This window comes from Providencia sp. PROV150, assembly GCF_028481025.1.
Taxonomy (GTDB): domain Bacteria; phylum Pseudomonadota; class Gammaproteobacteria; order Enterobacterales; family Enterobacteriaceae; genus Providencia; species Providencia hangzhouensis.
This window is the reverse complement of the sequence record NZ_JAMPPJ010000020.1, coordinates 50,188-75,872: the sequence shown is the minus strand read 5'-3', so window position 1 is coordinate 75,872 and position 25,685 is coordinate 50,188. Positions and strand designations below refer to the sequence as shown.

General features: G+C 39.5%; 20 protein-coding genes and 3 pseudogenes. 9 read left to right on the top strand and 14 right to left on the bottom strand.

The annotated features are described in order from the left end of the window. Positions 1–400 precede the first annotated feature (400 nt). Both dcuC and metC read right to left on the bottom strand, forming a co-directional pair. On the bottom strand, positions 401–1,771 hold the full coding sequence (gene dcuC, locus PSE83_RS13915) for a C4-dicarboxylate transporter DcuC (RefSeq protein ID WP_047756434.1): 1,371 nt from the start codon (positions 1,769–1,771) through the stop codon (positions 401–403). 34 nt (positions 1,772–1,805) lie between these two features. Then, positions 1,806–2,981, bottom strand: coding sequence for a cystathionine beta-lyase (gene metC, locus PSE83_RS13910; protein ID WP_004264200.1), 1,176 nt, complete (start codon positions 2,979–2,981; stop codon positions 1,806–1,808). A 391-nt stretch (positions 2,982–3,372) separates the two neighbouring features. On the opposite strand from metC, the gene purB reads away from it, so the two are divergent. Beyond that, positions 3,373–4,740 (top strand): adenylosuccinate lyase, encoded by a 1,368-nt coding sequence (purB, locus tag PSE83_RS13905; RefSeq protein WP_094961545.1) that lies wholly within the window; start codon positions 3,373–3,375, stop codon positions 4,738–4,740. A gap of 77 nt (positions 4,741–4,817) precedes the next feature. After that, complete coding sequence (locus PSE83_RS13900) at positions 4,818–6,197, top strand: MmgE/PrpD family protein (RefSeq protein ID WP_004264206.1); 1,380 nt, start codon at positions 4,818–4,820, stop codon at positions 6,195–6,197. A 60-nt stretch (positions 6,198–6,257) separates the two neighbouring features. Here PSE83_RS13900 and PSE83_RS13895 read toward each other — a convergent pair whose 3' ends face one another. Next, positions 6,258–7,142: a dihydrodipicolinate synthase family protein gene (locus PSE83_RS13895; RefSeq protein WP_004264208.1), complete on the bottom strand. Its 885-nt coding sequence runs from the start codon at positions 7,140–7,142 to the stop codon at positions 6,258–6,260. Positions 7,143–7,156: 14 nt separating this feature from the next. Next, positions 7,157–8,047, bottom strand: coding sequence for a LysR family transcriptional regulator (locus PSE83_RS13890; protein ID WP_036958742.1), 891 nt, complete (start codon positions 8,045–8,047; stop codon positions 7,157–7,159). Positions 8,048–8,595: 548 nt separating this feature from the next. Between PSE83_RS13890 and hsdR the strand changes: the two genes are divergently transcribed. The 6 genes and pseudogenes from hsdR to PSE83_RS20430 all read left to right on the top strand — a co-directional run bounded on the left by hsdR (position 8,596) and on the right by PSE83_RS20430 (position 16,195). Next, a complete protein-coding gene (gene hsdR / locus PSE83_RS13885; protein ID WP_272525712.1) occupies positions 8,596–11,037 on the top strand; it encodes an EcoAI/FtnUII family type I restriction enzme subunit R in 2,442 nt (813 codons plus the stop codon). A 71-nt stretch (positions 11,038–11,108) separates the two neighbouring features. Further along, a complete protein-coding gene (locus tag PSE83_RS13880) occupies positions 11,109–12,581 on the top strand; it encodes an N-6 DNA methylase (protein ID WP_004264218.1) in 1,473 nt (490 codons plus the stop codon). Further along, positions 12,581–14,362, top strand: a complete 1,782-nt coding sequence (locus PSE83_RS13875; RefSeq protein ID WP_004264220.1) for a restriction endonuclease subunit S — start codon at positions 12,581–12,583, stop codon at positions 14,360–14,362. The genes PSE83_RS13880 and PSE83_RS13875 overlap by 1 nt, the downstream gene beginning before the upstream one ends. Positions 14,363–14,372: 10 nt before the next feature. After that, positions 14,373–14,506, top strand: a pseudogene (locus PSE83_RS13870) (nuclease); the annotation flags it as partial. 419 nt (positions 14,507–14,925) lie between these two features. Then, complete coding sequence (locus PSE83_RS13865) at positions 14,926–15,804, top strand: hypothetical protein (RefSeq protein ID WP_272660935.1); 879 nt, start codon at positions 14,926–14,928, stop codon at positions 15,802–15,804. Further along, complete coding sequence (locus PSE83_RS20430) at positions 15,797–16,195, top strand: DUF1240 domain-containing protein (RefSeq protein WP_168697627.1); 399 nt, start codon at positions 15,797–15,799, stop codon at positions 16,193–16,195. The genes PSE83_RS13865 and PSE83_RS20430 overlap by 8 nt, the downstream gene beginning before the upstream one ends. A 98-nt stretch (positions 16,196–16,293) precedes the next feature. Here PSE83_RS20430 and PSE83_RS13860 read toward each other — a convergent pair whose 3' ends face one another. The 5 genes and pseudogenes from PSE83_RS13860 to PSE83_RS13840 form a co-directional block, all read right to left on the bottom strand. After that, positions 16,294–16,773 (bottom strand): Hcp family type VI secretion system effector, encoded by a 480-nt coding sequence (locus PSE83_RS13860; protein ID WP_094961537.1) that lies wholly within the window; start codon positions 16,771–16,773, stop codon positions 16,294–16,296. Between the two features lie 1,757 nt (positions 16,774–18,530). Then, positions 18,531–19,124 carry a hypothetical protein gene (locus PSE83_RS13855; RefSeq protein ID WP_004264232.1) on the bottom strand — a complete coding sequence of 198 codons (594 nt, stop codon included), beginning with the start codon at positions 19,122–19,124 and terminating at the stop codon, positions 18,531–18,533. A 14-nt stretch (positions 19,125–19,138) separates the two neighbouring features. Further along, the gene (locus PSE83_RS13850) at positions 19,139–19,612 is read right to left on the bottom strand and encodes an Hcp family type VI secretion system effector (protein ID WP_004264233.1); all 474 of its coding nucleotides are present in this window, start codon (positions 19,610–19,612) and stop codon (positions 19,139–19,141) included. A 142-nt stretch (positions 19,613–19,754) separates the two neighbouring features. Continuing rightward, a pseudogene (locus PSE83_RS13845) lies at positions 19,755–19,976 on the bottom strand (DUF932 domain-containing protein); the annotation flags it as partial. Then, positions 19,963–20,184, bottom strand: a pseudogene (locus tag PSE83_RS13840) (Arm DNA-binding domain-containing protein); the annotation flags it as partial. The pseudogenes PSE83_RS13845 and PSE83_RS13840, both read right to left, overlap by 14 nt. 403 nt (positions 20,185–20,587) lie before the next feature. Here PSE83_RS13840 and PSE83_RS13835 point away from each other — a divergent pair. Next, positions 20,588–21,937: a phospholipase D family protein gene (locus tag PSE83_RS13835; protein ID WP_272660934.1), complete on the top strand. Its 1,350-nt coding sequence runs from the start codon at positions 20,588–20,590 to the stop codon at positions 21,935–21,937. 101 nt (positions 21,938–22,038) lie between these two features. On the opposite strand, the gene PSE83_RS13830 is transcribed toward PSE83_RS13835, so the two are convergent. The 5 genes from PSE83_RS13830 to PSE83_RS13810 all read right to left on the bottom strand — a co-directional run bounded on the left by PSE83_RS13830 (position 22,039) and on the right by PSE83_RS13810 (position 25,622). Continuing rightward, positions 22,039–22,860, bottom strand: a complete 822-nt coding sequence (locus PSE83_RS13830) for a DUF932 domain-containing protein (protein WP_272660933.1) — start codon at positions 22,858–22,860, stop codon at positions 22,039–22,041. Between the two features lie 60 nt (positions 22,861–22,920). After that, complete coding sequence (locus PSE83_RS13825) at positions 22,921–23,361, bottom strand: antirestriction protein (RefSeq protein ID WP_272660932.1); 441 nt, start codon at positions 23,359–23,361, stop codon at positions 22,921–22,923. A 171-nt stretch (positions 23,362–23,532) separates the two neighbouring features. Further along, entirely contained in the window at positions 23,533–23,937 is a 405-nt protein-coding gene (locus tag PSE83_RS13820) for a hypothetical protein (protein WP_272660931.1), read from the bottom strand. Positions 23,938–23,966: 29 nt separating this feature from the next. Then, positions 23,967–24,431, bottom strand: coding sequence for a hypothetical protein (locus PSE83_RS13815; RefSeq protein ID WP_154638035.1), 465 nt, complete (start codon positions 24,429–24,431; stop codon positions 23,967–23,969). Positions 24,432–24,734: 303 nt separating this feature from the next. Then, positions 24,735–25,622: a GTPase family protein gene (locus PSE83_RS13810; RefSeq protein ID WP_272660930.1), complete on the bottom strand. Its 888-nt coding sequence runs from the start codon at positions 25,620–25,622 to the stop codon at positions 24,735–24,737. Positions 25,623–25,685: the final 63 nt, after the last annotated feature.

The following is a 25,685-nucleotide window of genomic DNA, read 5'->3' as shown; positions in this document are numbered from 1 at the left end:
GCATTACAAGAGTATTTGGGCAGTGAAATATATCTTAAATAATCAAAAACCGAGTTATTGAGATATTTATTTACATCCGTTTATGAGTTTGAAATGACTTTATCGCGTTAGATTAATTCATTCGCATAAAAAATAAGTCTAATCGTTTGTTTTCTAATGTTATTTTTGATGTGATTAAATGAAGGTGATATTCAGTTATTTTTCACTTATTTTTATCCGGTAAAGTAGATAAAACAAAATTTATTACAAAACAATTGGTTACCATCAAACACCATACTATCATTGAGATAGCTTTTGATAAAAGGATGAATAAAGGATGAATAATAGCCCGCTTATCAATAAAAAAATCCCTTAAACCGAAGAGTAACGAAAAGTTTAAGGGATAAATGCGCGAGTCTAATTAGAAGTATAAAAAGTAGAAAGTTACGACAAGGTTAACGATTGCAGCAACTGCCATTGGGATTGCCGTTCGTTTTACTATTTGGAACGGCGAAACCCCTGCAATTCCTGCAATTGCAACAATTGCTGCAGTGATAGGTGACACAGTACGCCCAAAGCTTGTCATAATTTGCATCGGTAAAATGAGTGTCACCACATCCACTTTAAGGAAAGCAGCAATTTTCGGTGTCAATGCAGCAAAAGAGAAGAATGCTGCATTCCCTGAGCCCATCAGGAAAGCCGCGAGTGCAAGGATGGCACTCATAACAATAATCATCGCACCAATACCAAAGCCGGCATCTTGAGCTGCGCTAATTAACGTATCCACCGCCCCACTTTTGAGTAATCCATTTGCGAAAAACTCCCCTGAAACAATCAAAGAAACGACTAAAACAAACTGTTTCCCCATTCCTTCAAAGAACAACATAAAGCTGTCCATGACGGCTTTCGCATCACGTAAACGGACGTATTCAAAAATCAGTGCAATGACGGTACTGATAATCATCGCGGTGGTAACTTCCAACTTAATATATGGGTGTAATAATGGGCTAAACCCGATAATTAGGATCAATGGAATAACTGGTAACAACGCATAAGACAATGGGACTTTATTACCGCCATCTTCTTTAATAGTATCAATTTTGCTCAAGTCAAAAACAAACCCTTCACGCTTATCCCACCAACGCTGAACAAAGAAATGGGTGATTGCCACTGCAATAATAATAGGGATAGTTACGGGTAATTGGTGTTGAACAAAGTAAACAGCGGGTTCAATATCCGCGGTTTTCGCTGCCATAATGACATTACCAGAACCGGGTCCATGGTCGATAAACTGGCAACAACCGATAACCGCTAAAGCAGAGAGTGGACTGATTCCCGAACGAATTAATATAGGGTACATTGTCACCATTAATAACATCCCCAACCCTGCATGGCTTGGAATGAAAATCACCAGAACTTGCGTCACTAGAAATGAAATCACTAATAGCAAATAAGGTGATTTAATGGTCTTTAGCGGCTTTTCAAAAATAGCAAATAATGCGCGACTAGCTCCCACATGCTCCATATAACGGGAGAATCCAGCAATCGCCATTAATGTTAACCCTAAGCCAGCTAATCGAGAGCTCATGATATCAGTAAAAATTTGGAAGATATCAAAGTACTTAAAATGCGTGGTTTTATTTTCTGGTAACAATGAATTAAGATCTAAAGATGCGGTTAGGAGCAACAAAAGTAAGCCCCCTAGCAACAAGACTGGCTGAGGTTTATAACCCCGAGCCAGCAGGTAAACAACCAGCGCTGTAACTAGCGCGGCAATGATTAAACCTGTCATAGAAGAATTCCCCAGTATTGGTGCAGCTTTATTGTTATTGATTTAATGTTGAAAATGCTTGTGTAATATCCGCTATCAAATCATCCACAGACTCCAAGCCAATATGTAAACGAACAAAAGGCCCATGACCTTCGCTCCAATCTGATGCTGTTCTTGCGCCGACTACGTTAGCGGGTAGTGCGAGGCTTTCGAACCCACCCCACGATGCGCCGATACCAAACAGGGCTAGAGCATCAATAAAGTTTTCTGTTTGCTTCGCGGTATATTGTTTTTTGAATTCAATGGTTAATAAGCCATTACTACCTTTGCAGTCACGCTTCCATAAATCATGGCGTGGATGAGATGGCAATTCAGGGAACCAGACTTTTTCCACTTCAGAACGCGTTTCCAGCCATTGCGAAATCGCTAGTGCAGCTTTGCCATGCGCAGCTAATCGCTGCCCTAAAGTACGCATCCCTCGTAAAACTAAGGCAGCATCATCGGGGCTACTGGCTTGACCTAAAGCTTCTGGCAAAGCGCCAATTTGTTTCCACGCTTTTTCTGTCGCAACCATAATTCCCATCATCACATCAGAGTGCCCACAAAGGTATTTTGTCGCTGCAATCACAGAGACATCTGCGCCTAATTCCAACGGGTTATATAGCCATGCTGAACCCCAAGTGTTGTCAACACCCACTGGGATATTTCTTTCATGTGCAATACGGCATATTTCGGGTAAATCCAACATTTCATAAAGTAATGAACCTGGGGATTCAACAAAAATAAGTTGTGTATTACTTTGAATTTTTTGCTCAAAATCTGAAGCATCTGTTTTAAAGAAGCTGTAGGCGATGTTATTTGGTTTTAAAAAAGCATCGGCTATTTTACGTACAGGTTCATAAACAGAATCTGCAAACAATACGTGCCCACCACTGTGTGCATAGCCCATAATAGTGACTGCAATCGCGGCTAGACCCGTAGGAAATAATTGCGCTCTATAGCCCCCTTCTAATTCAGTCACCAGGCTTTCGAGTGCAAATGCGGTTTCTGTACCTCGCGCACCGTAACTTAAAACACGTTCCGTTGCGCGGCGATCGCGGACATCACGCCAGCTTTTAATTGAATCAAAAACAATAGTACTCGCTCTCATTACTGGCGGATTAATTGGTCCTGATGTTGTAATAGGTTGTCGTCCACTATGTATTAATTTTGTATATTTATTTAATGTCATTGTTTATTTCTCCAAATATAGAAATAGATTCCCTAGTAATTAAAAGGAAGGTTATTTATTTTTAAAAGTTCGATTTCATATTATGTATATCAAATTACTTTCCTTTTAAAACATGACTTATTTAAAAAGATGATCTTCATCATATAAATGAGCATTAATTAAATTAATGAAAACTTAAGAGAAAATTAAGAATTAAAATCGATATGTAATAAACAATAAATTAAAATATAACAAATTGATTTAAATGGAAAAATAAATACATAAGAAAGTCTTTTATTAACATTAATCTTATTAAGGTGTTTATTTTTATTTTTTATTGCATAAATAAAGCAACTCTCTAACAAATAACCACCTTTTAATTTTCAATATTATTCTTATACAGGGGAATATTATGGGTACCAGTGTTTTTGATTCTGTATTATTAAAAAACTTATGGTCTACAGAAGAAATGCGCGCTATTTTTTCTGATAAGGTCAGAATGCAAAATTGGCTTGATTACGAAGCTGCATTAGCGATTGAACAAGCTGAATTAGGTTTAATTCCAAAGCAAGCCGCAGAGGTCATTGCTGATACGGCAAAACTTGAAAAGTTAGATATGGATTTCATCTTAGAGCAAGTGCGTTTAACTCGTCATCCACTTGTTCCAACCATTCGTGGTTTAGAGCATGCTTGCCCTGAACATTTTGGTGAATATGTCCATTTTGGGCCCACGACACAAGATGTTATGGACACAGGCTTAGTGCTTCAACTAAAAGAGGCTCATAACATTTTTTTACGTGATATCAAAATATTAGGGCGTTCTCTATTATCGTTAAGCGAAAAACATCGCAATACACCAATGCCTGGACGAACCTTAGCCTTACAAGCCCTACCGATTACTTTTGGCCACAAAACTGCTATTTGGTTAACGGAATTAGCACGCCATTATCAACGGTTAAAAGAAATCGAACCTCGCTTATTCGTTGGTAGCGTTGTTGGCGCTGTTGGAACTAAGGCCTCATTGAGCGACAAAGCAGATGAGCTTGAAGTTCGTGTATTAAATCGACTCGGTTTAGGCACCCCTGAGATTTCTTGGCAGCCGGCTCGTGACCGATTTAGTGAATATGGCATGCTGATCGGTTTAATTAGTGGCACATTAGGGAAAATTGCCAATGAAATTTTATTATTAGCCCACAATGAAATTGATGAACTTTCAGAGCCTTTTAGTAAAGGTCAAGTTGGCTCCTCAACGATGCCACACAAGCGTAACCCTGCCATTGTCGAAAATGCGGCCTGTGTCAGTAATACATTGAAAGCTAACCTTTCTGTGCTTACCGACATGATGAAACACCAACACGAAAGAGATGGTGCGATTTGGAAGATGGAATGGAAAGTGATGCCAGAAATGTGCCTGATGCTTTCGGTGATCTTCGATAACATGAAAACTGTATTAGGGGGATTAAACGTACATACCGATAAGATGCGCCAAAATTTAGATATTTTAGGTGGATTTATGCTTGCTGAGCGCGTCATGTTTGCGCTGTCAGACAAAGCGGGTAAACAAACTGCCCATGAAATTGTTTATGAAGCTTCTATGTCTGGCCAAGAAGAAGGCATCACCTTTATTGAGGCCATTAACCGTGACACGCGCATTCGTGACCATATAACGCAAGAAGAACTTGATGCCCTATTAGACCCAACGACCTATGTAGGGAATGCACCTGAACAAGTCACTCGAGTAATAGAACAAACCAAAGCATCCGGTTGGCTTAATGACTAATTCATTTTAGCAAAGTTTAAATCTCTACTTTCTTAAAGCCAGTCAAGTGCTGGCTTTTTCATTCACCAGAGGTATCTATGACATTAAGCCAACAGCTAAGCCAATTTATCACATCCCTATCATTTTCTGATATTCCACCGCAAGTTATTGAACGCGCCAAATATCATTTACTCGATACATTAGGCGTTGCACTTGCCGGAAGCCTCCAACAAAGCGCAACACAATGCCGTAAGGGAGTCGCTTATTTACCTGATCATCAAGGAAAAATTCCAATTTGGGGAAGTAACCAAACCGTTTCAACTACCACCGCCGCTTTAGCAAATGGTATTTCTGCGCATGTATTAGATTTTGATGATACACACACCGACTCAATCACTCACGGTAGTGCCGTACTTACTCCTATAGCCTTTGCACTCGGTGAACATTTACAGGCGACAACAAAAGAGATCCTTACTGCATGGATTATTGGCTGGGAAGTCGCAGCCAGAGTGGGATTAGCAAGTCATAGCGGGTTTCACCTACGCGGCTTCCACTCTACAGCTATAGCGGGTATTTTTGGTGCGACGGCTTGTGCAGCTTCATTACTCAAATTAACTCGGGAACAAACAGTTAACGCTCTAGGCCTAACAGGAAGCCAAGCCAGTGGTGTTGCTGAATACCTAACCAATAGCTCGTCAGCAAAATGTTTTCATGCGGGATGGGCTGCGCAATCAGGCATTATTGCAGCATGTTTAGCTAAAGGCGGAATGACAGGGCCAGAAACTATTTTTGAAGGACGCTATAGTCTATACCAAACACATGGTCTCCGTGAAAAGGCACATCCAGAGCAAGTCGCCCAAGACTTAGGTAATGTTTGGCAATTCATGAATGTTTCCATTAAGCCCTACCCTGTTTGCCATTTTGCTCATGCCACCGTCGATTGTGGGAGACGATTATTACAACGAGGAATAACCCTCGATCAAATTGCAAAAGTAGAATGCGTTGTCGATCCCGTTGCAGCGGCCTTAATTTGTGAGCCACCAGAACAAAAATGGGCACCTCAGAGTGCCTATGCAGCGAAATTTAGCCTCCCGTGGTTGTTTGCCGCTGGTTTTATCGAAGACAAATTAACATTAAGTTTGCTCTCTCCCGAAAATTTACAGCGAGCAGATATCCAAAACCTCGCGAAAAAAGTCAGCTATCGTTATCCCACTGAAAATGAAATTCCTTTCCCAACCTATTTTCCCGGCCTAATTTTTGTCACATTAACCCATGGTGAGACAATAACGGAACGATTAGATATCCAATACGGTAACCCACAAAATCCAATGTCTTTGGGGGATATTGTGAGCAAATTCTATGACAATGCAGGGCTGGTAATGAAAAATGAACAAGCTGCGCAGCTTGCTAAAAGTGTATTATCTTTTGAAGCGAAAACTATATCGACTATCACACAGCTATTGCGTGTTGGTCTTTAATAAGACCGACTAACGAATAGAAGCCCACACTGAATGGGCTTCTATTTTTCCTTCCTCTTATTATTCATTTAACTGAGCAATAATTTGCTGTAAATGAGCAATAGCAACATCATTGAGAGGTTCTTGTGGAAGGATCGGGTCACCAACATTAAACCCTTGAATGTTTAAAGATGCTTTAATACATGACGCTAATGCATATTGCGTAAAAGCTTCGTTGATTTGCCACATTTCTTTCTGTTTTGCTAACGCTGTATCCCAATCCCCTCTAGTGGCCAACTCATACAGTTCAACACACTGTTTTGGCAACACACAGGCAGGACCCGCCATCCAGCCCACACCACCTAATTTAATGACTAATAAAGGAATATGAGCTGAGGCACTAAAAATTTTAACCCGCTCACCGAAGGTGTTGAGCATCGTTAATAACCTTCCAGTATTACTCGATGCATCTTTAACATATTCGATATTAGGGATATAGCTTAATTCATTCAAAAGAGAAATAGGCAGTACATCCCCCAGCAAACCAGGGTTGGTATAGACCGTCATGGATTTTTCAGGAAAAGACTCCGCTATTGTTTGGAAATAACCCAATTGGGCTTTATCACTCAGAGGGTACATTTTTTGCGATATCAGCACCATGCCATCCACACCTAAATTGGCATACTGTTCCGCTTGAAAACATGCATCTGACGTTGAGAAACTGGCAACCCCCGCTAATACAGGTACTCGCCCCGCAGCTTGATCAACTGTAATGCGAACCACCTCATTTCGTAATTCCTGAGACAAATATGCGTATTCACCAGTGCTCCCTAATGGGCTCAATCCGTGAACTCCGCTCGAAATGAGGTGCTCAATTAGGTGACGAAGAGATGATTCAAGAACAGTACCTTTAGTTTGATCGACTGGTGAAACAAGATAAGGAAAAATACCGTGAAAATGGGTCATAATTATTCCTAATTTTAGTTGTTATGGGAGATAACGGCTGTTTGTTCATTTTTTAATGAGTTAAAAAGAATTTGTGCGGCTTTGGTTGGGCTTTTTGAGTTGAGATACAGGTTATATCGAATTGCCGGAAGTACTGGTAGCCCTTCATCCTCACCGAGTATGCGCAAGTCCTCCCCTGAAAGCTCAATTGAGCGAGCCATAATACCCAATCCCGCCCTAACCGCAGCGCGTGCTCCAGATAGTGTTGTCGCCATATAAGCAATGCGCCAAGGTATTTGCTGTTGTTCGAGGTGATTGATCATCATCTCGCGATAAGTACTCGGCTCATCTAACACAACTAATGGCAGCGGCTGCTCTAAGTTAAAACTAAAATGTTTCCCGCAATACCATAGTGAAGGGGAAACACGTAAGACAATTTTAGGGTAGCCAACATGCTCCTCGGTTGAGATCGCCAAATCGAGTTCATTATCCTCTAACATTGACATAAGAAATGGGCTGCGTTTGACAATAATATCCATGATTAAATTTGGATAAGCTCCTGAAAATCTGGCTAATAAATCAGGCAATATTGTATTCGCGGTGTCATCTGGCGAACCAATTTTTAATACTCCGTCAATTTCTTCATAAACTAGTGATAAACATGCCTCATCATTAAGACGTAAAATACGGCGGGCATAGCTCAATAGTTGTGTACCAGAGTCCGTCAATGCTTTATTTCTGCCCTGCCGGACAAATAACTCCTTGCCAATGAGTGACTCCAGCCGTTGCATTTGTTGACTCACCGCTGATTGCGTTCGGCAAACAGATTCTGCGGCGGCGGCAAAAGTTGCACCATCAACAACCGCAATAAAAGTGCGAAGTAAATCAAGCTCTAAATTAAAAATAGGACGTTTAGCAGCTGGCATTTTAGTTATCTCTTTTCTTAAGGTGTGTGGTGTCATCCAACAAAAGTGTTTAATTTACATACTAAGAAGAAAGCCTTAAATAATCTATGTTAGAGCTCAATAGTTTGGCTCTAAATTGTAGCGACTTAATAATAAATTTGACTACCTGAATATCCGCCATAATACGATTGATAAAGTAGCTACAGATGGAAAGGCATAACAAATGGTTATTTATAGGCGATTCTCCTCAAAAGAGTTTGCCATCAGATAAACTTAGTCAGTAATTTCATTCGGTATCCCCAATTTCAAAAGTCACTGATTGATTTTGTGTGCAGTGTCGTGACTACTTCAAACTCAATCAAAAATGTTGCCCGAACTGCCATTTTGTGTATTGCTGCGAAGAATGTTACAGAGGAACATCGGCTTAAAATAGAAGAGTGATTTGCATATAAACAATTTAAATATTAATGGATTTTAATAATTATAATGCTATTCATTTTATAACCTAACTCACCCCTATATTCTGTGTATAATTAAGCACTAATCCCAATTTTGTTGAGAGAGCTGCTATGGCTGGTATGAATAAAACTCATCTGACTGAAACAGACATCATCACTAAATTTATCCTCCCTGCAATTAAAGATGCGGGTTGGAACTTGATGTCGCAGATCCGCCAAGAAGTCAAACTTCGCGATGGTAAAGTCGTTGTGCGTGGTAAGCTAGCAGCACGGTTGACAGTGAAATCAGCCGACATAGTGCTCTACCATAAGCCGGGGTTACCACTTGCAGTCATAGAAGCTAAAGCGAATAAGCACGAGATGGGAAAAGGGATGCAGCAAGGGCTAGATTACGCACGCCTGCTCGACGTTCCTTTTATCTTCGCTTCTAATGGTGATGGTTTTATCTTCCACGACAAAACAAATCCTGCGCAGCTTGAATCCGAAATTACACTCGACGATTTTCCAACACCTGAACAGCTTTGGACTAAATACTGTATTTGGAAAGGTTTTACCGCTGAACAATTGCCTGTCATCAGCCAAGACTATTACGATGACAGTAGCGGCAAATCCCCTCGTTATTACCAGCTACAAGCCATTAATAAAACTGTAGAAGCCGTTTCTGCTGGGCAAAAACGTGTATTACTCGTAATGGCGACGGGTACTGGCAAAACCTATACCGCATTTCAAATTATTTGGCGCTTATGGAAAGCTAAAAATAAAAAACGCATTCTGTTTCTTGCAGACCGCAATATCCTTGTCGACCAAACTAAAAATAACGACTTCCAACCTTTTGGCAGCGCAATGGCAAAGGTGACAGGTAGAACAATTGACCCAGCTTATGAAATTCAATTGGCACTCTACCAAGCAATTACAGGCCCAGAAGAACACCAAAAAGCCTTTAAGCAAGTTGCTCCCGATTTCTTTGATTTGATTGTTATCGACGAGTGCCACCGCGGTAGTGCATCGGAAAACAGCGCATGGCGAGAAATTCTTGAATACTTCAGCAGTGCGACCCAAATTGGCTTAACTGCAACACCAAAAGAAACCGATGACGTTTCCAGCACTGATTACTTTGGCGACCCCGTTTATACTTATTCACTTAAAGAAGGTATTGAAGACGGTTTCCTTGCACCATACAAAGTCGTTCGAGTCGATATCGATGTCGACTTACAAGGTTGGCGCCCCACTAAAGGCCAAGTTGATAAACAAGGCCAACTGATTGATGACCGAATTTATAACCAAAAAGACTTTGACCGCACTATGGTGATTGATGAGCGTACCCAATTGGTCGCACAAACCATCACTGACTACCTAAAACGCACTAATCCTATGGATAAAACCATCGTTTTTTGTAACGATGTTGACCACGCTGAACGTATGCGCCGTGCGTTGGTAAACCTAAACCCAGAACAAGTGCGAATAAATGAAAAATACGTGATGAAAATCACTGGCGATGACGACATCGGTAAGGCGCAACTCGATAATTTCATCAACCCGAAAAAGCCTTACCCAGTGATTGCAACCACCTCAGAACTGATGAGTACGGGTGTGGATGCGCAGACCTGCAAACTGGTCGTGCTAGATCAAAACATTCAATCCATGACCAAATTTAAGCAGATCATCGGGCGTGGAACACGTATTAACGAGAAGTTCGATAAACTCTGGTTCACCATTCTCGATTTCAAAAAAGCCACCGAATTGTTTGCAGACGAGCGCTTTGATGGCGTGCCTGAAAAAGTGATCCGCACAACACCTAAAGATATTTCCGATCCAGAGTCGGATTTCAATGATGTATTGGAAAGTGAAGTTCCAGAAAATGGAACGCTAGAATGCGATGCATTTACGGGTGCAGAAGAACCACCTGCTCACTATGGCGCCACATCAGAAAGTGCCAGCGGTGCTTTTGATGAAAATGACGAAAACAAAATCCGTAAATATCATGTCAACGGCGTCACCGTAAAGGTGCTAGCAAAACGCGTCCAATATTACGATGCCGATGGCAAATTAGTCACCGAATCCTTTCAGGACTACACCCGTAAAACGCTACTCAAAGATAAAGACTTTGCCTCTCTTGATAACTTCATTCGAAAATGGCACTCTGCCGAACGCAAACAGGTTATTATTGATGAGCTCCAGCAACTCGGCGTGCTTTGGGAAGTATTAGCAGAAGAAGTGGGTAAAGACCTTGACCCATTCGATCTCCTTTGTCATGTGGTTTATGGTCAACCGCCCCTGACGCGTAAAGAACGGGCTGACAACGTGCGTAAACGTAATTACTTCACCAAATATTCAGAACCTGCACAGCATGTACTCAATACCTTGCTGGATAAATACGCGGATGAAGGCGTGCAGGAAATCGAAGATATTCAGGTGCTAAAACTAAAACCGTTCGACAGCCTAGGCCGTCCGCTAGAAATCATCAAAAGTAGTTTTGGAAATAAACAAGCATACGAGCAAGCCGTCAATGAACTGGAAGACCAAATTTATCAGTTACCACCTCGCCAGGCCTAATAACCCATATTATTTTACCACCGTGAGCCACCCGCTCCCGGTGGCTTCATTTTTACCAATGGAATACAAACATGTCGATTAGCTCAGTCATTAAATCCTTACAAGACATCATGCGCAAAGATGCAGGTGTAGACGGTGATGCTCAACGCCTTGGGCAACTGTCTTGGCTATTATTTCTGAAAATATTTGATACTCAGGAAGAAGAGCTTGAACTCGAGCAAGACGACTACCAACTCCCTATTAACTCGCGTTACTTGTGGCGTACTTGGGCGGCAAACAGCGAGGGAATCACAGGGGATGAACTGCTCGAATTCGTTAATGACGATTTATTCCCTGCTTTAAAAAACCTGACCGCGCCTATCGATAAAAACCCACGGGGCTTTGTGGTGAAACAAGCGTTTAGCGATGCCTATAACTACATGAAAAATGGTACGCTCTTACGCCAAGTCATCAATAAGCTGAATGAAATCGACTTCAGCAACAGCACCGAACGCCACTTATTCGGTGATATCTATGAACAAATTCTACGCGACTTACAAAGCGCAGGTAACGCAGGTGAGTTCTATACTCCACGTGCGGTCACTCGCTTTATGGTCAACCGTATTGACCCGAGATTGGGTGAGTCGATTATGGACCCAGCGTGTGGTACTGGCGGCTTCCTTGCCTGTGCGTTCGACCATGTGAAAGAACATTATGTTAAGACAACTGAAGATCATAAAACGCTACAACAGCAGATCTTTGGTGTTGAAAAAAAACAGCTCCCACATTTGCTGTGCACTACGAATATGCTACTGCATGGTATTGAAGTTCCGGTACAAATTCGTCATGACAATACATTAAACAAGCCTCTATCCGCTTGGGATGAGCAATTCGACGTCATTATTACCAACCCGCCATTTGGCGGCACTGAAGAAGATGGGATCGAGAAAAACTTCCCAGCAGAAATGCAGACCCGCGAAACCGCTGACCTATTCCTGCAATTGATCATTGAAGTGCTGTCCGATAAAGGCCGTGCAGCCGTAGTTCTGCCAGATGGCACACTGTTTGGTGAAGGCGTCAAAACCAAAATCAAAAAACTGCTGACCGAAGAGTGCAATTTACACACCATTGTTCGTTTGCCAAATGGCGTATTTAACCCATATACCGGGATCAAAACCAATATTCTCTTCTTCACCAAAGGCCAGCCAACCAAAGAAATCTGGTTCTACGAGCACCCCTACCCTGAGGGAGTTAAAAACTATAGCAAAACCAAACCGATGAAGTTTGAAGAATTCCAAACAGAAATCGACTGGTGGGGCAATGAAGCCGATGGCTTTGCCAGCCGTGAAGAAAACAATCAAGCGTGGAAAGTCAGCATTGATGAAATCATTGCCCGTAATTTTAACCTCGATATCAAAAACCCGTATCAAGGTGAAACGATCAGCCACGATCCCAACGAATTACTGGCGCAGTACCAAGCACAACAAGCTGAAATCAGTAAACTGCGTCATCAGTTACGCGATATCCTCGGTACCGCATTGACTGGCAATAAGGAAACAAACTGATGACCGTTGAGAAACTGATTACCGACCATATCGATATTTGGTCTTCTGCGCTACAAACTCGCTCCACCGCAGGACGTGGCAGCAGCGGTAAAATTGATCTTTATGGTATTAAGAAACTGCGTGAGCTGATCTTAGAACTCGCCGTGCGTGGCAAATTAGTACCGCAAGACCCAAATGATGAACCTGCTTCTGAGTTGTTAAAGCGTATTGCAGCTGAGAAAGCGGAGCTGGTGAAGCAAGGTAAAATTAAAAAACAGAAGCCGCTGCCAGAAATTAGTGAAGATGAAAAACCGTTTGAGTTGCCGGAGGGGTGGGAGTGGACTTCATTAAATGAGATTGCATTAATTAACCCCAAAATAGAAGTAACAAATGATGAGCAAGAAATCTCTTTTGTCCCAATGCCTTGTATTTCTACACGATTTGATGGTACACATGACCAAGAAATAAAGAAATGGGGAGAAGTAAAGAAAGGCTATACGCATTTTGCGGACGGAGATATCGCTTTGGCTAAAATAACACCTTGCTTTGAAAATAGTAAGGCTGTCATTTTTGAGGGCTTAAAAAATGGAGTGGGTGTGGGTACAACAGAATTACATGTTGCTCGCCCATTAAGTTCTGAACTAAATCTTCAATATATTCTACTTAATATAAAAGCACCTCATTATTTAACTATTGGTGAATTACAAATGACTGGTTCAGCGGGTCAAAAACGTGTACCACGAAGTTTCTTTGAGAACTACCCTATTCCGTTTCCACCAAAGACTGAACAAGCAAGAATAGTAGAAACATTCTCGGAACTAATGTCCCTCTGCGATCAACTGGAACAACAATCACTAACGAGTCTAGAAGCGCATCAGCAACTAGTTGAAACCCTGTTAGCGACGCTTACTGATAGCCAAAACGAAAAAGAACTCGCTGAAAACTGGTCACGAATCAATCAGCATTTCGACACGCTATTTACCACTGAAGCGAGCATAGATGCGCTAAAGCAAACCATTCTGCAACTGGCTGTTATGGGTAAGCTGGTACCTCAGGATCCTAATGACGAACCTGCATCTGAACTGCTAAAACGTATTGAACAAGAAAAAGCGCGACTGGTGAAACAAGGAAAAATTAAAAAACAGAAGCCATTGCCGCCGATTAGTGATGAAGAAAAACCTTTTGAGCTACCGCAGGGGTGGGAGTGGTGTCGCTTAGGAAATCTAGCCCATAATTCAGAAGCTGGCTGGAGCCCTCAATGCGAGGTTTCACCAAGAGTTGATGACAATTGGGGAGTGTTGAAAATTAGTTCCGTCACATGGAGTGAATTCAATCCTAATGAAAATAAAGCTCTTCCAAAACATTTAGAACCTAAAATAGAATATGAAGTCAAAGCAAGGGATTTTTTAATTTCAAGAGCAAATACTGCCGACCTTGTAGCTCGTTCTGTCGTAGTTCCTGACTCTCCACCGAACCATTTAATGCTTAGTGATAAAATCATTAGGTTTCAATTCTCTAAATTAGTCGATGCTAACTATATTAATTTAGTCAATAACTCTAAGTATTCTCGAACTTATTACTCTGAAGTTGCTGGTGGAACGAGCTCTTCTATGAAAAACGTATCAAGAATACAAGTTTCTTCCTTACTGGTTGCCTTACCTTCTTATAACGAACAATTAAATATAGTTGAGAAAGTGCGCAATTTGACATTGCTATGTGAACACCTCAAATCTAGACTGCAATCCGCCCAACAAACCCAGTTCCACCTAGCAGATGCGCTCACCGACGCAGCATTAAACTAAGGAACAGACGATGCCGATTAATCATGCTATCTGGCGTGTGGGTGATAATCCCCAACCGCTAACGACTAGCAAACTTGCCAGCGAACAACTACTGGAAAAATGATTTTAAACAACCCAGCCATTCTCTCTGACCAATGGATAATTTAGAACACGTCAAAATTAGAAGTTGATTTAAGACAGCCTCTTGTAGAGCTTTCTATTCAACTCAAACAAAGTGGCTTAATTACAAGAGGGTGAAGAAGAGTAAATCTTAGGTGAAAAGGATTTAGACAATTTAGGTTTTGTTAGTTTATAGGGAAACTAGGGGAATTCACATTTCCCTAATATCGTCCCTGATTTGGCGATCAAATTAACTATCCCTCTGCAATAAGCCAATGAAAAATGAAGGCAGCCTATTGAATATCATAGATTATAGCCCTATTACCTCAGTAGTGTAATCAGGGCTTTTCATGTGTCAGACTGGGTTATCTATTAGGATCCATAATCTCATTTATATTTTCATTGAATACTATCAACACTTCTCATAAACTTAACCTAAGCTAAATTTTAGAAAGGGAATTAACATGGCGTATAAATATGATCCCGTATCAAAAACACTCATTGATGCGGACGCGAAATTTAGCTTCGAAGAGGTACCTAACTATGATGAGCTTTACTACCAAGCAAATCTCACAAAAATTAGGGGGATCCTGAATAATGAAAAAGACGATGATAATGTTGCCGCAGTAGCTACAATTGAAGAAGCAGATTATATTTTAAAAAACTTATCGACTCCGACGCCTTTCAAAGATCCCAAAGAAACACTATTTGGTATTGGCGATATAATGTCTTCATTCTCAGGAAATATTTACGAAGCATACAGAGTAGAAAGAATTGTTAACGAGTTTCGTAACTTCAATATCATAGCAACAGAATATATAGGCCCCAATGGGAATACTTATATCCGTCTATCTGGTCATGCGGGAATTAGAACGTTCTTGGACGGAACTCGATATTTAGCAAACAATCCTCGAATTTTATACATGGGCGTAGGAACTCAAGGGGTGAATAATGTATCTGTGGGAGCTGCTCGTTTTTCCATTGTATTCTCAGCAGCTTATCGAGTTGTAGAACTAATATTTAGGGATGAATACACACTAGTTAATTTTTTCGTAAACATAACTATGGATATGGCAAAATTGGCTATTGGCGCACAAATAACAACAGCAGTTACAGGTGGCTTAGTAACTGCTGCATTAACTGGCGGAACAAGTATTATATTAGTGACTTTAGGTGTCTTTTTTATAGGTTTTGTAGTTGTTGGTATTTTGTATTGGCTTGATAGTGAACTAGGAATCAGTGAATCTATAATAAGAGACCTAAAATTTCACCGCCGCGCTAAAGCTGAAACAAGAAGTCCTCAACCTATATTTAATAACTGGAAGGCCCTTAGCCATGGATAACAATACAAAAAATAAACTTAATTCATTGTTTTTTCTTGTCATTTCGCTATTAAGTGTGTTTATTTCCTTATCTACATACATCCAATATTTAAGTTTAGAGGAAAAAATAACTTTGTCTCTATATTTTACATCCTTAATTTTTTTCTCTCCATTTACCTTATATTTATCGTTTATTTTTTACCGAGCTGCAAAATCATCAAGTGAAATAAAATTAAACAACCAAATATTCAAATATCTTTTATTTATAGCAATAATAGGGTTATTAATAAGCTTGATTATTTTTATAGGCATGAAAAGCAACCTTTTATCTAAAGGTTACATTAGATGTACAGATAAATCATCAACAATGGTAACCACATACACAATAGATAAAGCATTATGTAAAAAATAAATTTATTAAATGAGGTCAGTCACTCAATGGTACGAAAATTCATGCTAAACATCATATATTTTCGTACCAAATTAATACCTTACATAAAAAGAGAAGTGCTACTTAACCATCTCACTATTGATACTATAGCTTGATGTATTCGCCATTAAATGACTTCTTGATATAGATTCGTATTTCATTTGAACCCGTTGATATGGCATGGATTCATTATCTTTTATTGAATCAGGAAATATGTCGGAAATCTCAATCAAGGAAACACCAGTAAGTTTGATTTCATAATATCTTTCAAGTTGACCAGCTTGACTTGTTCGGTAAAACATAAATTTTGCTTCTAAAACTTCATTACTATCCAAAGCCACTGAAAGTAAGGGAGATGATTTATCAATCGGCTTAGTAAATACGACGGGTTTATATGAAGCATTCTGCTCGCGAAAGGAACCACTATTTAAGCCGATTATCTGAATTTCGTCTTCATGGCCGACCTGATAACGATTACCGATTGAATCCTGAGATGAGCACCCTGCCGAAATCAAACCTTGGCTTTTACCTTTTAACACTAAATACGTCGGATATGCCATACTCTCTCCTGTAATCGTTGGCCTTTAACTATTAATTGTTCATATTACCTGAATTTAGGTTAAGTACACCAATTTAATTCACGTTTAAAGGCTGAATCAAGAATGGTAAGAGTGAAAACCTACAGCCCTTTGTAGGGCTTGGCATATGTCAGGCAGGGTTATTATCTAAGAACAGAGGCATTTTGTGGCTGTACGCGTTGCTGGAGGTAGGGAAAGCCATAAAATCTAGCTTAAAGGCTCATCTACAGCAGTTAAGCAGCCTAAGATAAAGCTCTCCGCTATCGCCATGCGTTTGGGCTTTAAAACCTCTATTTGCTTAACGTTGAGTGGCATTGAGGGGGCACCTATAACAATCGAATTGAAGTGCCCCTTATTTGGCCCCTTTTGGGGATGGGCACAAGAGACGTTATAAGATGCCACTGGATAAAGTTGTCATTAATTTTTTTTAGATATTTTTTATTTTATGGATGATTTGAGACGTTAGCATACGTCAAGATAGTGCGAAGGCCGGATATGCAATGCATTGTTTTTATTTGAAATAAATTAATAGAAAAATTTTTGTATACTTAAATGTATACTCATCACTTTATGGACTAAATAAATTTTTAAGCAAAGCAAAAAATTAATGTAGCCCACTGTCCGACGATTTGAATACTATTTCTTTGCTAAGTGAACGATGAGACGGAGCAGGTTCAGAGTAATATCTGAAGTTACAGAGGCTATTGTCATCAAAATGGATAACCCTTGTAAATAGCTAATTATCAAGATGTATTTAAAGGTTTCATATTCCGAACTTGATATTATAAATGTCGAAGGTGAATATCGAAGATAAATATAGAAATACCAAAAAACGAAAGAAATTATGCTCGGTATAAGGAAATACAGCAATACACGATAAGCCAAATTTATACGTGTTTTAAGGTAGTAGTAATATACAGGAGCCAATGCGATCACATAAGCCAATAAACCAAAACTCAATGCATGATGATAGGCAAAAGAAATAGGCGCATTGAATGAACCATATTTGATTATCGTAAAAAATAGCTGATGTACACCTTCAAAATAATAAAAAATGACTCCCAAGCAAAGGGATACGTAAGATATTAACGCCAAAATATGACTATCCGAACTATTTTTTCGGCGTAATAATATTCTCATTTAGATTTATTCAATTCCTATTTCCCAACATTAAAATATTAAATTAGCTATTATTGGCCTATTCATAAAAAATGATAAATTAACATAATAAACTCAATTAGAAATCATCATACATACCACCAACCGATGAGTACTATTTCCTTGATAAATAAATGATTAAGCGGACCACATTCATCACAAGATCAAAAACCACGCAAGTCAGAGTCATAAAAATGGTAAAACCTCGCAAGTAGCTCCCTATCAAAACAGTTTTGAAGTTAGCGTATGCGGAGTCCCATATTAAGAACGAACCGATGGGAAATTTTACGAAAACGTAAAAATACCAGAAAACTAAAGAAATGATGCTAGGTATGAGGAAATACAACAATACACGATAAGCTAAGTTTATGTGTGCTTTAAGGTAGTAGTAATATACAGGAGCCAATACGACTGCATAAAACAACAAACCTAAACTTAATGCATCATAAAAAGCAATTGAAATTGACTCGTTGTTTCCCCCTTTTTTATATAACGTAAAGAACAGTTGATGGACTGTTTCAAGATAATAAAACAAAACACCTAAACAAATTGAAATATAAGAAATAACTGCTGAATAATGTTTATTGGAACGGCCTGTGTGGTGGCATAGTGATGAAGACATGCGGAACGACACCTTTCTGTGATTGAATATTGAGTAAATGTTTTTTTAACCCCCATGGAGCAAAAAACTCATCTGGAATATTATTAAATACTCCACCACTTTCACGCAAAACTCGAGCGACATTTGAGGCACAATAGAAATTATCAGCAGTATCAGAGTAATAAAGAACATTATCTCGCATATGTTCCATTTGACTACGAGGCACAATAAATTCAATCAAAACTATATCTTCACCATCATCTAGATGAAACTTAAGATAACTATCCCAATCGAATTCTGGATATTCAAAGAAATCCCCTGACCCTCTAAAGCTTTGTACTGAACCTCGACACTCTTTTTCCTCACACCCTTCATATGTACCCGCAGGATCATACAAAAATGCATCTTCACCTTCACCAAGGATAAGTCCTGCATGACCAATAAATACATTATTGATCATGATAAAAATTCTCACATAATCACCTTGTCCATTGGCAATTGCGGTTTGAAGTTTAGGATCATTGTCCCTAATAATAGGAACTGGCCGCCGAGTAGTAAAAAGATCATTTCTCACTCAAATGACCCCATTTAAATATTATCGCTGATGCTGTAGCCAGAAGTGCTAGCGGCATGATGGTTAGCAGTAATACTTTCATACTTTAATGAGATAGTTTCTTTTGGATATGCTTCATTGTCAGTTAATGAATCAGGATGCACATTACCAATTTTAACAACTGACGCCTTAGTTAGCTTGACAGTTTTGTAATGTAGTAATCCACCGCTTTTATCAATACGGTGATACTTGAATTCACATTCAAATAACTCATTATTAGCTATGCTAGAGAGTAATAACGGGGAGGCTTTATCGTCCGCTTTAACAAAAACAAAGTGAGCATGGGATACATTCTGTCTACGTGAAAGCTCATAGTCAGTGGAATACACCAGAATTTCATCTGTATGATTTTGTTGGTATCGATTTCCTATTGAGTCATAAGTTGAGCAACCAGCAGAAATAAGACCCTGTTTGTTTCCATTGAGAGTAAGATAGATGATATCAGCCATAATTCCTTTCCCATATGTTAATTTAACTTAATTAACACATTTTATTTAGGTTATGGCAATTAAAATTGCTGGGAAAAAATCTGAAATAAGGCACATAACAAACTAAGCACATCATTTTATGAAAAATAATGTGCTGCCATTATTAAATCCTTTCTCTTCCAGAAAAATGTTCATGCATCTTTTCAGTCATCACCCACAGCGCCTTATTCAATTTGATATCCCCATCAATTCCATTCACTGAACGAGTGCGAGCTCGCTTACCTTTTGCATTCCTGCCTGATAATCCGCCTTTGATTAAATTCTCCTGCAAACGTTGGTATACCGTCCAAAGATCATCTTTTTTACCTTCCCAACGGCGAGGTGGCATCTCTTTTCTCTCTGGCTTCTGCAAGCGAGATGTCAGGATAAACACCCAGAGCCAACATTTTTTGCTTACCACTAAAGCGATACTGTAAACGCCAATATTTTGAGCCGTTGATATGTACCATCAAGTGCATACCATCACCATCGGTCAATTTATACGATTTATCCAAAGGCTTGGCAGCCCTGACTTTAGCATCAGTAAGAGCCATGATTTATCTCCTTCTGTTGGTACAAACTATTATCGAATCGAGAGATACCAACACATATACCAACAGTAGGTACTTGATGTGGGTTGAGTTAAGTTGACATGCATTGACTGAAAATGCAGGGAAAGCCTTGCAAACACTGGATTTTAGATACAAAAAAAGACGTCGGTTGACGTCTCTTGATGTTCTTATGGTGCGAAGGCCGGACTCGCTTTTTATAGGCAATACATTGTTTTTGTTTGATATAAATTTAAAGATAATTTTTTGTATACTTAAATGTATACTCATTAGTTTTATATGTGATAAGAAAAAATTCAGACACTCATAGACATAATTTATTTAGACTCGGTATTTATAGCAAGATATGGCAGTATGAGCTTATTCAAAGTAAAAATTAAGAGTTAAAATGAAATTAGTTGCAAATGGCTTAAATAAGAAATTTTTCAAATCATTATTACCTCCTTCAGGAACTGAGCTAGATGGTGTCGTTGCAGCAATTGCATATGGTGATGATAGAACAGAACTATTGCAACATTGTATAGATAACAAGTATCGATTAGATATCTGGATGCGTTATGACCATACAGTACCAGTTGCTCCCAGTTTCCTAACAAAGCTTCTGAGAAATACAAAAAATAATATCTTTTGTAAACTAGTCCCGGATGCATTACACAGCAAAATTATTTGGTGGAAAGGATATGGTGCTTATATAGGTTCAGCAAATCTGACTGACCGTGCATGGTACTCAAATATAGAAGCTGGTGTTTTCTTTACCGAAAGTGACCTCATCGCCTCTGACATGTTAGAACAATTAACAGAATTTTTTGATAATCTAGAATCTTTGGATAAATGTTTTGAATTAAATGAAAATATAGTCAAAGAACAGGAAAAGCTTTTAGAACTTAAAAAACAAAAGGAAAACGAAGATGAAAAAATAAAATCAAAAAGAAAAATACCGTTTTGGGAAGGGCCTGACTTTATTTATAAGAAAAAATCGAAAGATAGGTTGAAAGATAATTTCCAAAAAGAATGGGAAAGTTCACTATCTATAATTAAAAATATTTCAGACCAGATTGATGAATATCGGCCTATTTGGATTACAGAAGACACCCCGTTTTTTTGGCAAACAGATCAATTTCTACATGCGTACTATTATAATAAAGTAAAACAAAAAGATAATACCTATCCTTATGAGGAACTCTACCAAACGAATAGTAAGAATCCTCAGACTGCACTAACAAATATGTTGTCGTGGTGGAAAAGTTTACCTGTCCCACCATCAAATGAAAATGATAATTTGCAAGTCAAGGCGCCACTAATACGTCAAAGCTTACAGCGTAGTAATATTCAAAGCCTGAAAGAAAATGATCTTCTGAATATTATACATTCTACCCATGCGACAATGGATCATTTGATAAAAATGAGTTCAGAATCCCTAGGGGAACCAAACAAGAAAACGTTGACAAGAAATGAACGTTTACCTTTATATACTAAATTATTGATGAGCCTACACAATCAAAAAGGTCAAAATATTTTTGAACTTCTTGAATTTGTTTTATATGGCGGCAAAGCTGAAAACATGTGGGAACGAATATATCTTGCAGGAAAGGATGAGAATTATAAATTTGCTCATTATGGAATTAACTCTATTGCTGAAGTTGCAGGATGGGCTAGACCTGAAGATACTCCACCTAGAAATGGAAGAACAAACAAAGCACTTAGAGCATTAGGATACCCCGTAAAAATTAGTATATAATTTTTCGATAAATGAATTGGCACTGATACTCAATATCCAACTCGGTGCCAATATATTTGAAGCATACATTAATAACACTGAGTTATTATAAACAATTCATACTACCTAAAATATTCACACATCTTTTCAGTCATCACCCACAATGCCTTATTCAATTTAATATCCCCATCAATGCCATTCACTGAACGCGTGCGAGCTCGCTTACCTTTCGCATTTCTACCCGATAATCCCCCTTTAATTAAATTCTCCTGCAAGCGTTGATATATCGTCCAAAGGTCATCTTTCTTATCCTCCCAACGGCGAGGCTGCAACACTTGTTCTTCGGTAATCGGTTGATGTTCCTCACCAAAGCGATAAGTCAAAGCCGCATGCGCTAAGGCTTGCTGTGCTGGTGGAGGTAACATGAGAGATTGCATTTGTTCACGTTTTTCAGCTACCGTATCAAAGGTTTCTAGCACCTCATAAGCCCCTTCAATTACCTTCCCAACGACATCACCTTTGTGCGGCACACGCACTTCACCAAAGGTATCTCCGCAAACTAAACCATTCTGACATACCGCTCTAAATAATCCCGGCAACATTTGATAGCTACTAGATCCATCATGGCTATTTAAAAGAATAATTTCAGGAACTTGTATGCCTGTGATTTGGTCATGTCGTCTGAGTCTTAACATATGCTTGGTATGCTCTCGACGACTCGCATCACGCACACGAGTCTGACAGGCAAAGAACGGGTAAAAGCCTTCCTTTTGAAGACTATCTAATAAGGTAATGGTTGGAATGTAAGTGTATCGGTCGCTTCTGGATTCGTGTTTCTCTTCAGAGAAAACACTCGGCACAGTACGGAACAATTCTTCAATAGTTAATGGGCGGTCTCGACGAATGCTATTCGCCGCACCAAAGCGGGAAGCTAAACGAGTCATAGTTAATTTCCTTGAATATAAATAAGATAGGTAAAACTAAAAGAGTGAATTAAGTTAGATTTAATCGATAAGATGGAAAATAGCCGAACTCTCAGGATGTTGAATGGCGTAATCACGAAGTTGGTAAAAACGGTCGACCAGTAGTTCACTTTCGGTTCTAAATGACCACTGGCTGTACAGCATCAAACAGATGGCAACGCCAGCCGCTTCTGGGCTTAGTTCCGCTTCGTTGCCATTATGCATATTGAATAGCGTGAGCTTTTCGGGGCCCAAATCAGGATAAATAAACGCGCCACCATTGGATAACATGCAGTAATCCCAATAGCCGCCAGTGTACTCATCGCAGAACTGGCCCATGATAGTGAAAATTACCACTTCAAACGTGGCGAAGCCTTTCACTGTGCCAAAGTGGGTTTGCCAGAAATTTGAACGAGCAGAAAGCGGAACGACATTTGCATGAATAAATAGATTTGATTCTAGCGCAGGATAAGAGGAAGACATGTGATTACTCCATGTAATAAAACAATAATGAATAATAAAAATGGTGCTTGAGAAAGATGAGGGATAATCTGTTTTTACAGTAGGTGTACGAGAGGAATAATTAAATTCAGGTAGCCTGCCATTATGAGCAGGCCATAAAAGATAAGAATTAAAGTAATAATATTAACACGTTCATTTAAAAGTCCATGAACCTTGGTTTGTATCAACAACCACTTCGAGTATATTACACGGTGTTCCTGCACGTTTACCCGTGAAAATACGTTCATACGTGTTGCCAAAATTCAGCCTAATAGGCTTCCAAGGGAGGTACTCTGCATCTTTACAATTGCCTCGATTAACGATGATTCTCTTGATAATTACACTATCGACATTCGAAGTAATATACACTTTACTGTATGTACGCCCTGCATTACTGGGGCCGGATTTAAGTTGGATAGGTGCTTGTTCAGCATAGACAGAAAAAGCACTGAGGCCTAATAAGAGTGCACAAATTTGTTTTTTCACAATCATTATATTGGTCGCAAATAGAAGAGTAATAGAAAAGAAGGCCATAGCCGTATCTGGCAAATGATGCAATATGGCTCATTAGCTGTCATGAGATATGACTAAAGGAAAAATTCAGCAAAACAACCATCATCACCAAATTCAGGAAGAATTGATGCCGCTCCATTGAGTGTAAAAGTCGCGGGCTGCCCTTCATCGCTAGACACTGTAACTTGTTTAGCTGTCCGTAAATTATACCAAGCTGAGGCTAGATGACTTGAGCCGGCTCGGCTTGCGCTTTCGCTGATTTGAGATAGTTCCTTCCCATCAAATTTCATCTCCAAAAATTGCCCTGAGTCCATACTGATTTGATGACCGTTGATATCAGTAAAAATAATCCTTATAGGTTTATCACCTTTATCATCACAAGACAGATAAAGCTGAGATTGGCCCTGACCCAGAATGACAAACTCGGTTACGCCTTGTGTTTTGTTACTCGTCCAAGTGTGTGAGTTACCAAAAGCGTGACTGAATGTCGGTGTTAAAGCCGAAATAAAAAGTGCAGAAACAATAAGTTTTGTTTTCATGATATTTTCCAGTTAGTGATTTTGCCTATTCAGATAAAAGGCTCTAAGACTTCATTAATACGAACAAAAAGTGAGTGCTCAACAAACAACTGATGGCTCTCAATTCTTAATAACGTGACAAACCCTGCGATTTATCGCATTGATTTTTATAAATAAATTAAATTTATTGATATCTCTGAGAGATTGTATAGCCATCATTTCCGTATGGATAATGAAAAATACCGATCGGTTCGATCGACAAATTCGATCATGACAACGTAAAATAGTTTATCGATGGCTCAATATGACAATCATGCAATTGAATTAGTTAAAGAAAAATGACCAGACAGAACGCGCTGCTTGAGCAAGATGATGCGTTGTTGATTTGAGGGCGTGCCGAGCAATTTGGGGAAGTGGTGCGAAATCAATCACGCGCTCAATGATATCTACGACCGTATCACCGAAAGAGCTACGCGCATGATTGATAACCGTTGTGGTCTGATAGGCATTTTGTAGATGCGGGATTAAGGGACTGCGAGCCTGCTTTGGGAGACGAGTAATAATCACCTCCACCAATTGGGGAAGGTGATATCGGCCTTTAACAGATATAGGAATGATGGTATCTGCAGAGATATGCATTTGTTTGGCGATAGCATGTCGTTTCAATGTGATATGAGCTTGCTGCTGTTTTGAAGGCTGTGCGGATGCCCAGTGCCACTGCTCTACAGGCTCTATCTTATCAACTTGATTCAAAATCCAAGTAATAGCCGGTAGCTCTCCGTTATACTCCGTGAATACTGTTTGATAAAACTGTTCTTCAATAGAAAATGCGCGATCATCGGCTTTCAGAACCCAAAGCACCATATCGAGTTTAGGTATCCACTCACGATAGAGTTCACGATACTCCTCATCACGTTGTTGGCTTTCTCCGACACCCGGTAAATCAACTAACGTTAGTGTGTACTGTCCAAAGCGCAATTTGACCTGTTGGGGCTGCCGAGTACAAGCTTCAACAGCATTGACAGCACAAATTTGACTGCGAAATAAGGCATTACACAGACTGGATTTTCCGACACCAGTCTTGCCAATGATACCAATCACAGGCTGATAGGTAACAAGCTGATTGAGCTCTTTTAATAACGTTTGACGCAATGAACGAGGGTAGCGCCGCAGATGACGACGAATAAGGGCATAGCCCGATATTTTTTTCATATTGACCTCAAAATAAAAAAGCCATTCGAATTGAATGGCGAGATAAGAAATAAGATAAGGGTT

Excerpts from the sequence above, each read along its gene's own strand:
- PSE83_RS13890 (WP_036958742.1), bottom strand. The coding sequence starts at position 8,047 with ATGCCAGCTGCTAAACGTCCTATTTTTAATTTAGAGCTTGATTTACTT.
- PSE83_RS13860 (WP_094961537.1), bottom strand. The coding sequence starts at position 16,773 with ATGGCATATCCGACGTATTTAGTGTTAAAAGGTAAAAGCCAAGGTTTG.
- hsdR (WP_272525712.1), top strand. The coding sequence starts at position 8,596 with ATGGCTGGTATGAATAAAACTCATCTGACTGAAACAGACATCATCACT.
- dcuC (WP_047756434.1), bottom strand. The coding sequence starts at position 1,771 with ATGACAGGTTTAATCATTGCCGCGCTAGTTACAGCGCTGGTTGTTTAC.
- PSE83_RS13835 (WP_272660934.1), top strand. The coding sequence starts at position 20,588 with ATGAAATTAGTTGCAAATGGCTTAAATAAGAAATTTTTCAAATCATTA.
- PSE83_RS13830 (WP_272660933.1), bottom strand. The coding sequence starts at position 22,860 with ATGACTCGTTTAGCTTCCCGCTTTGGTGCGGCGAATAGCATTCGTCGA.
- PSE83_RS13880 (WP_004264218.1), top strand. The coding sequence starts at position 11,109 with ATGTCGATTAGCTCAGTCATTAAATCCTTACAAGACATCATGCGCAAA.
- PSE83_RS13865 (WP_272660935.1), top strand. The coding sequence starts at position 14,926 with ATGGCGTATAAATATGATCCCGTATCAAAAACACTCATTGATGCGGAC.
- purB (WP_094961545.1), top strand. The coding sequence starts at position 3,373 with ATGGGTACCAGTGTTTTTGATTCTGTATTATTAAAAAACTTATGGTCT.
- PSE83_RS20430 (WP_168697627.1), top strand. The coding sequence starts at position 15,797 with ATGGATAACAATACAAAAAATAAACTTAATTCATTGTTTTTTCTTGTC.
- PSE83_RS13895 (WP_004264208.1), bottom strand. The coding sequence starts at position 7,142 with ATGACCCATTTTCACGGTATTTTTCCTTATCTTGTTTCACCAGTCGAT.
- metC (WP_004264200.1), bottom strand. The coding sequence starts at position 2,981 with ATGACATTAAATAAATATACAAAATTAATACATAGTGGACGACAACCT.
- PSE83_RS13850 (WP_004264233.1), bottom strand. The coding sequence starts at position 19,612 with ATGGCTGATATCATCTATCTTACTCTCAATGGAAACAAACAGGGTCTT.
- PSE83_RS13825 (WP_272660932.1), bottom strand. The coding sequence starts at position 23,361 with ATGTCTTCCTCTTATCCTGCGCTAGAATCAAATCTATTTATTCATGCA.
- PSE83_RS13815 (WP_154638035.1), bottom strand. The coding sequence starts at position 24,431 with ATGAAAACAAAACTTATTGTTTCTGCACTTTTTATTTCGGCTTTAACA.
- PSE83_RS13900 (WP_004264206.1), top strand. The coding sequence starts at position 4,818 with ATGACATTAAGCCAACAGCTAAGCCAATTTATCACATCCCTATCATTT.
- PSE83_RS13875 (WP_004264220.1), top strand. The coding sequence starts at position 12,581 with ATGACCGTTGAGAAACTGATTACCGACCATATCGATATTTGGTCTTCT.
- PSE83_RS13810 (WP_272660930.1), bottom strand. The coding sequence starts at position 25,622 with ATGAAAAAAATATCGGGCTATGCCCTTATTCGTCGTCATCTGCGGCGC.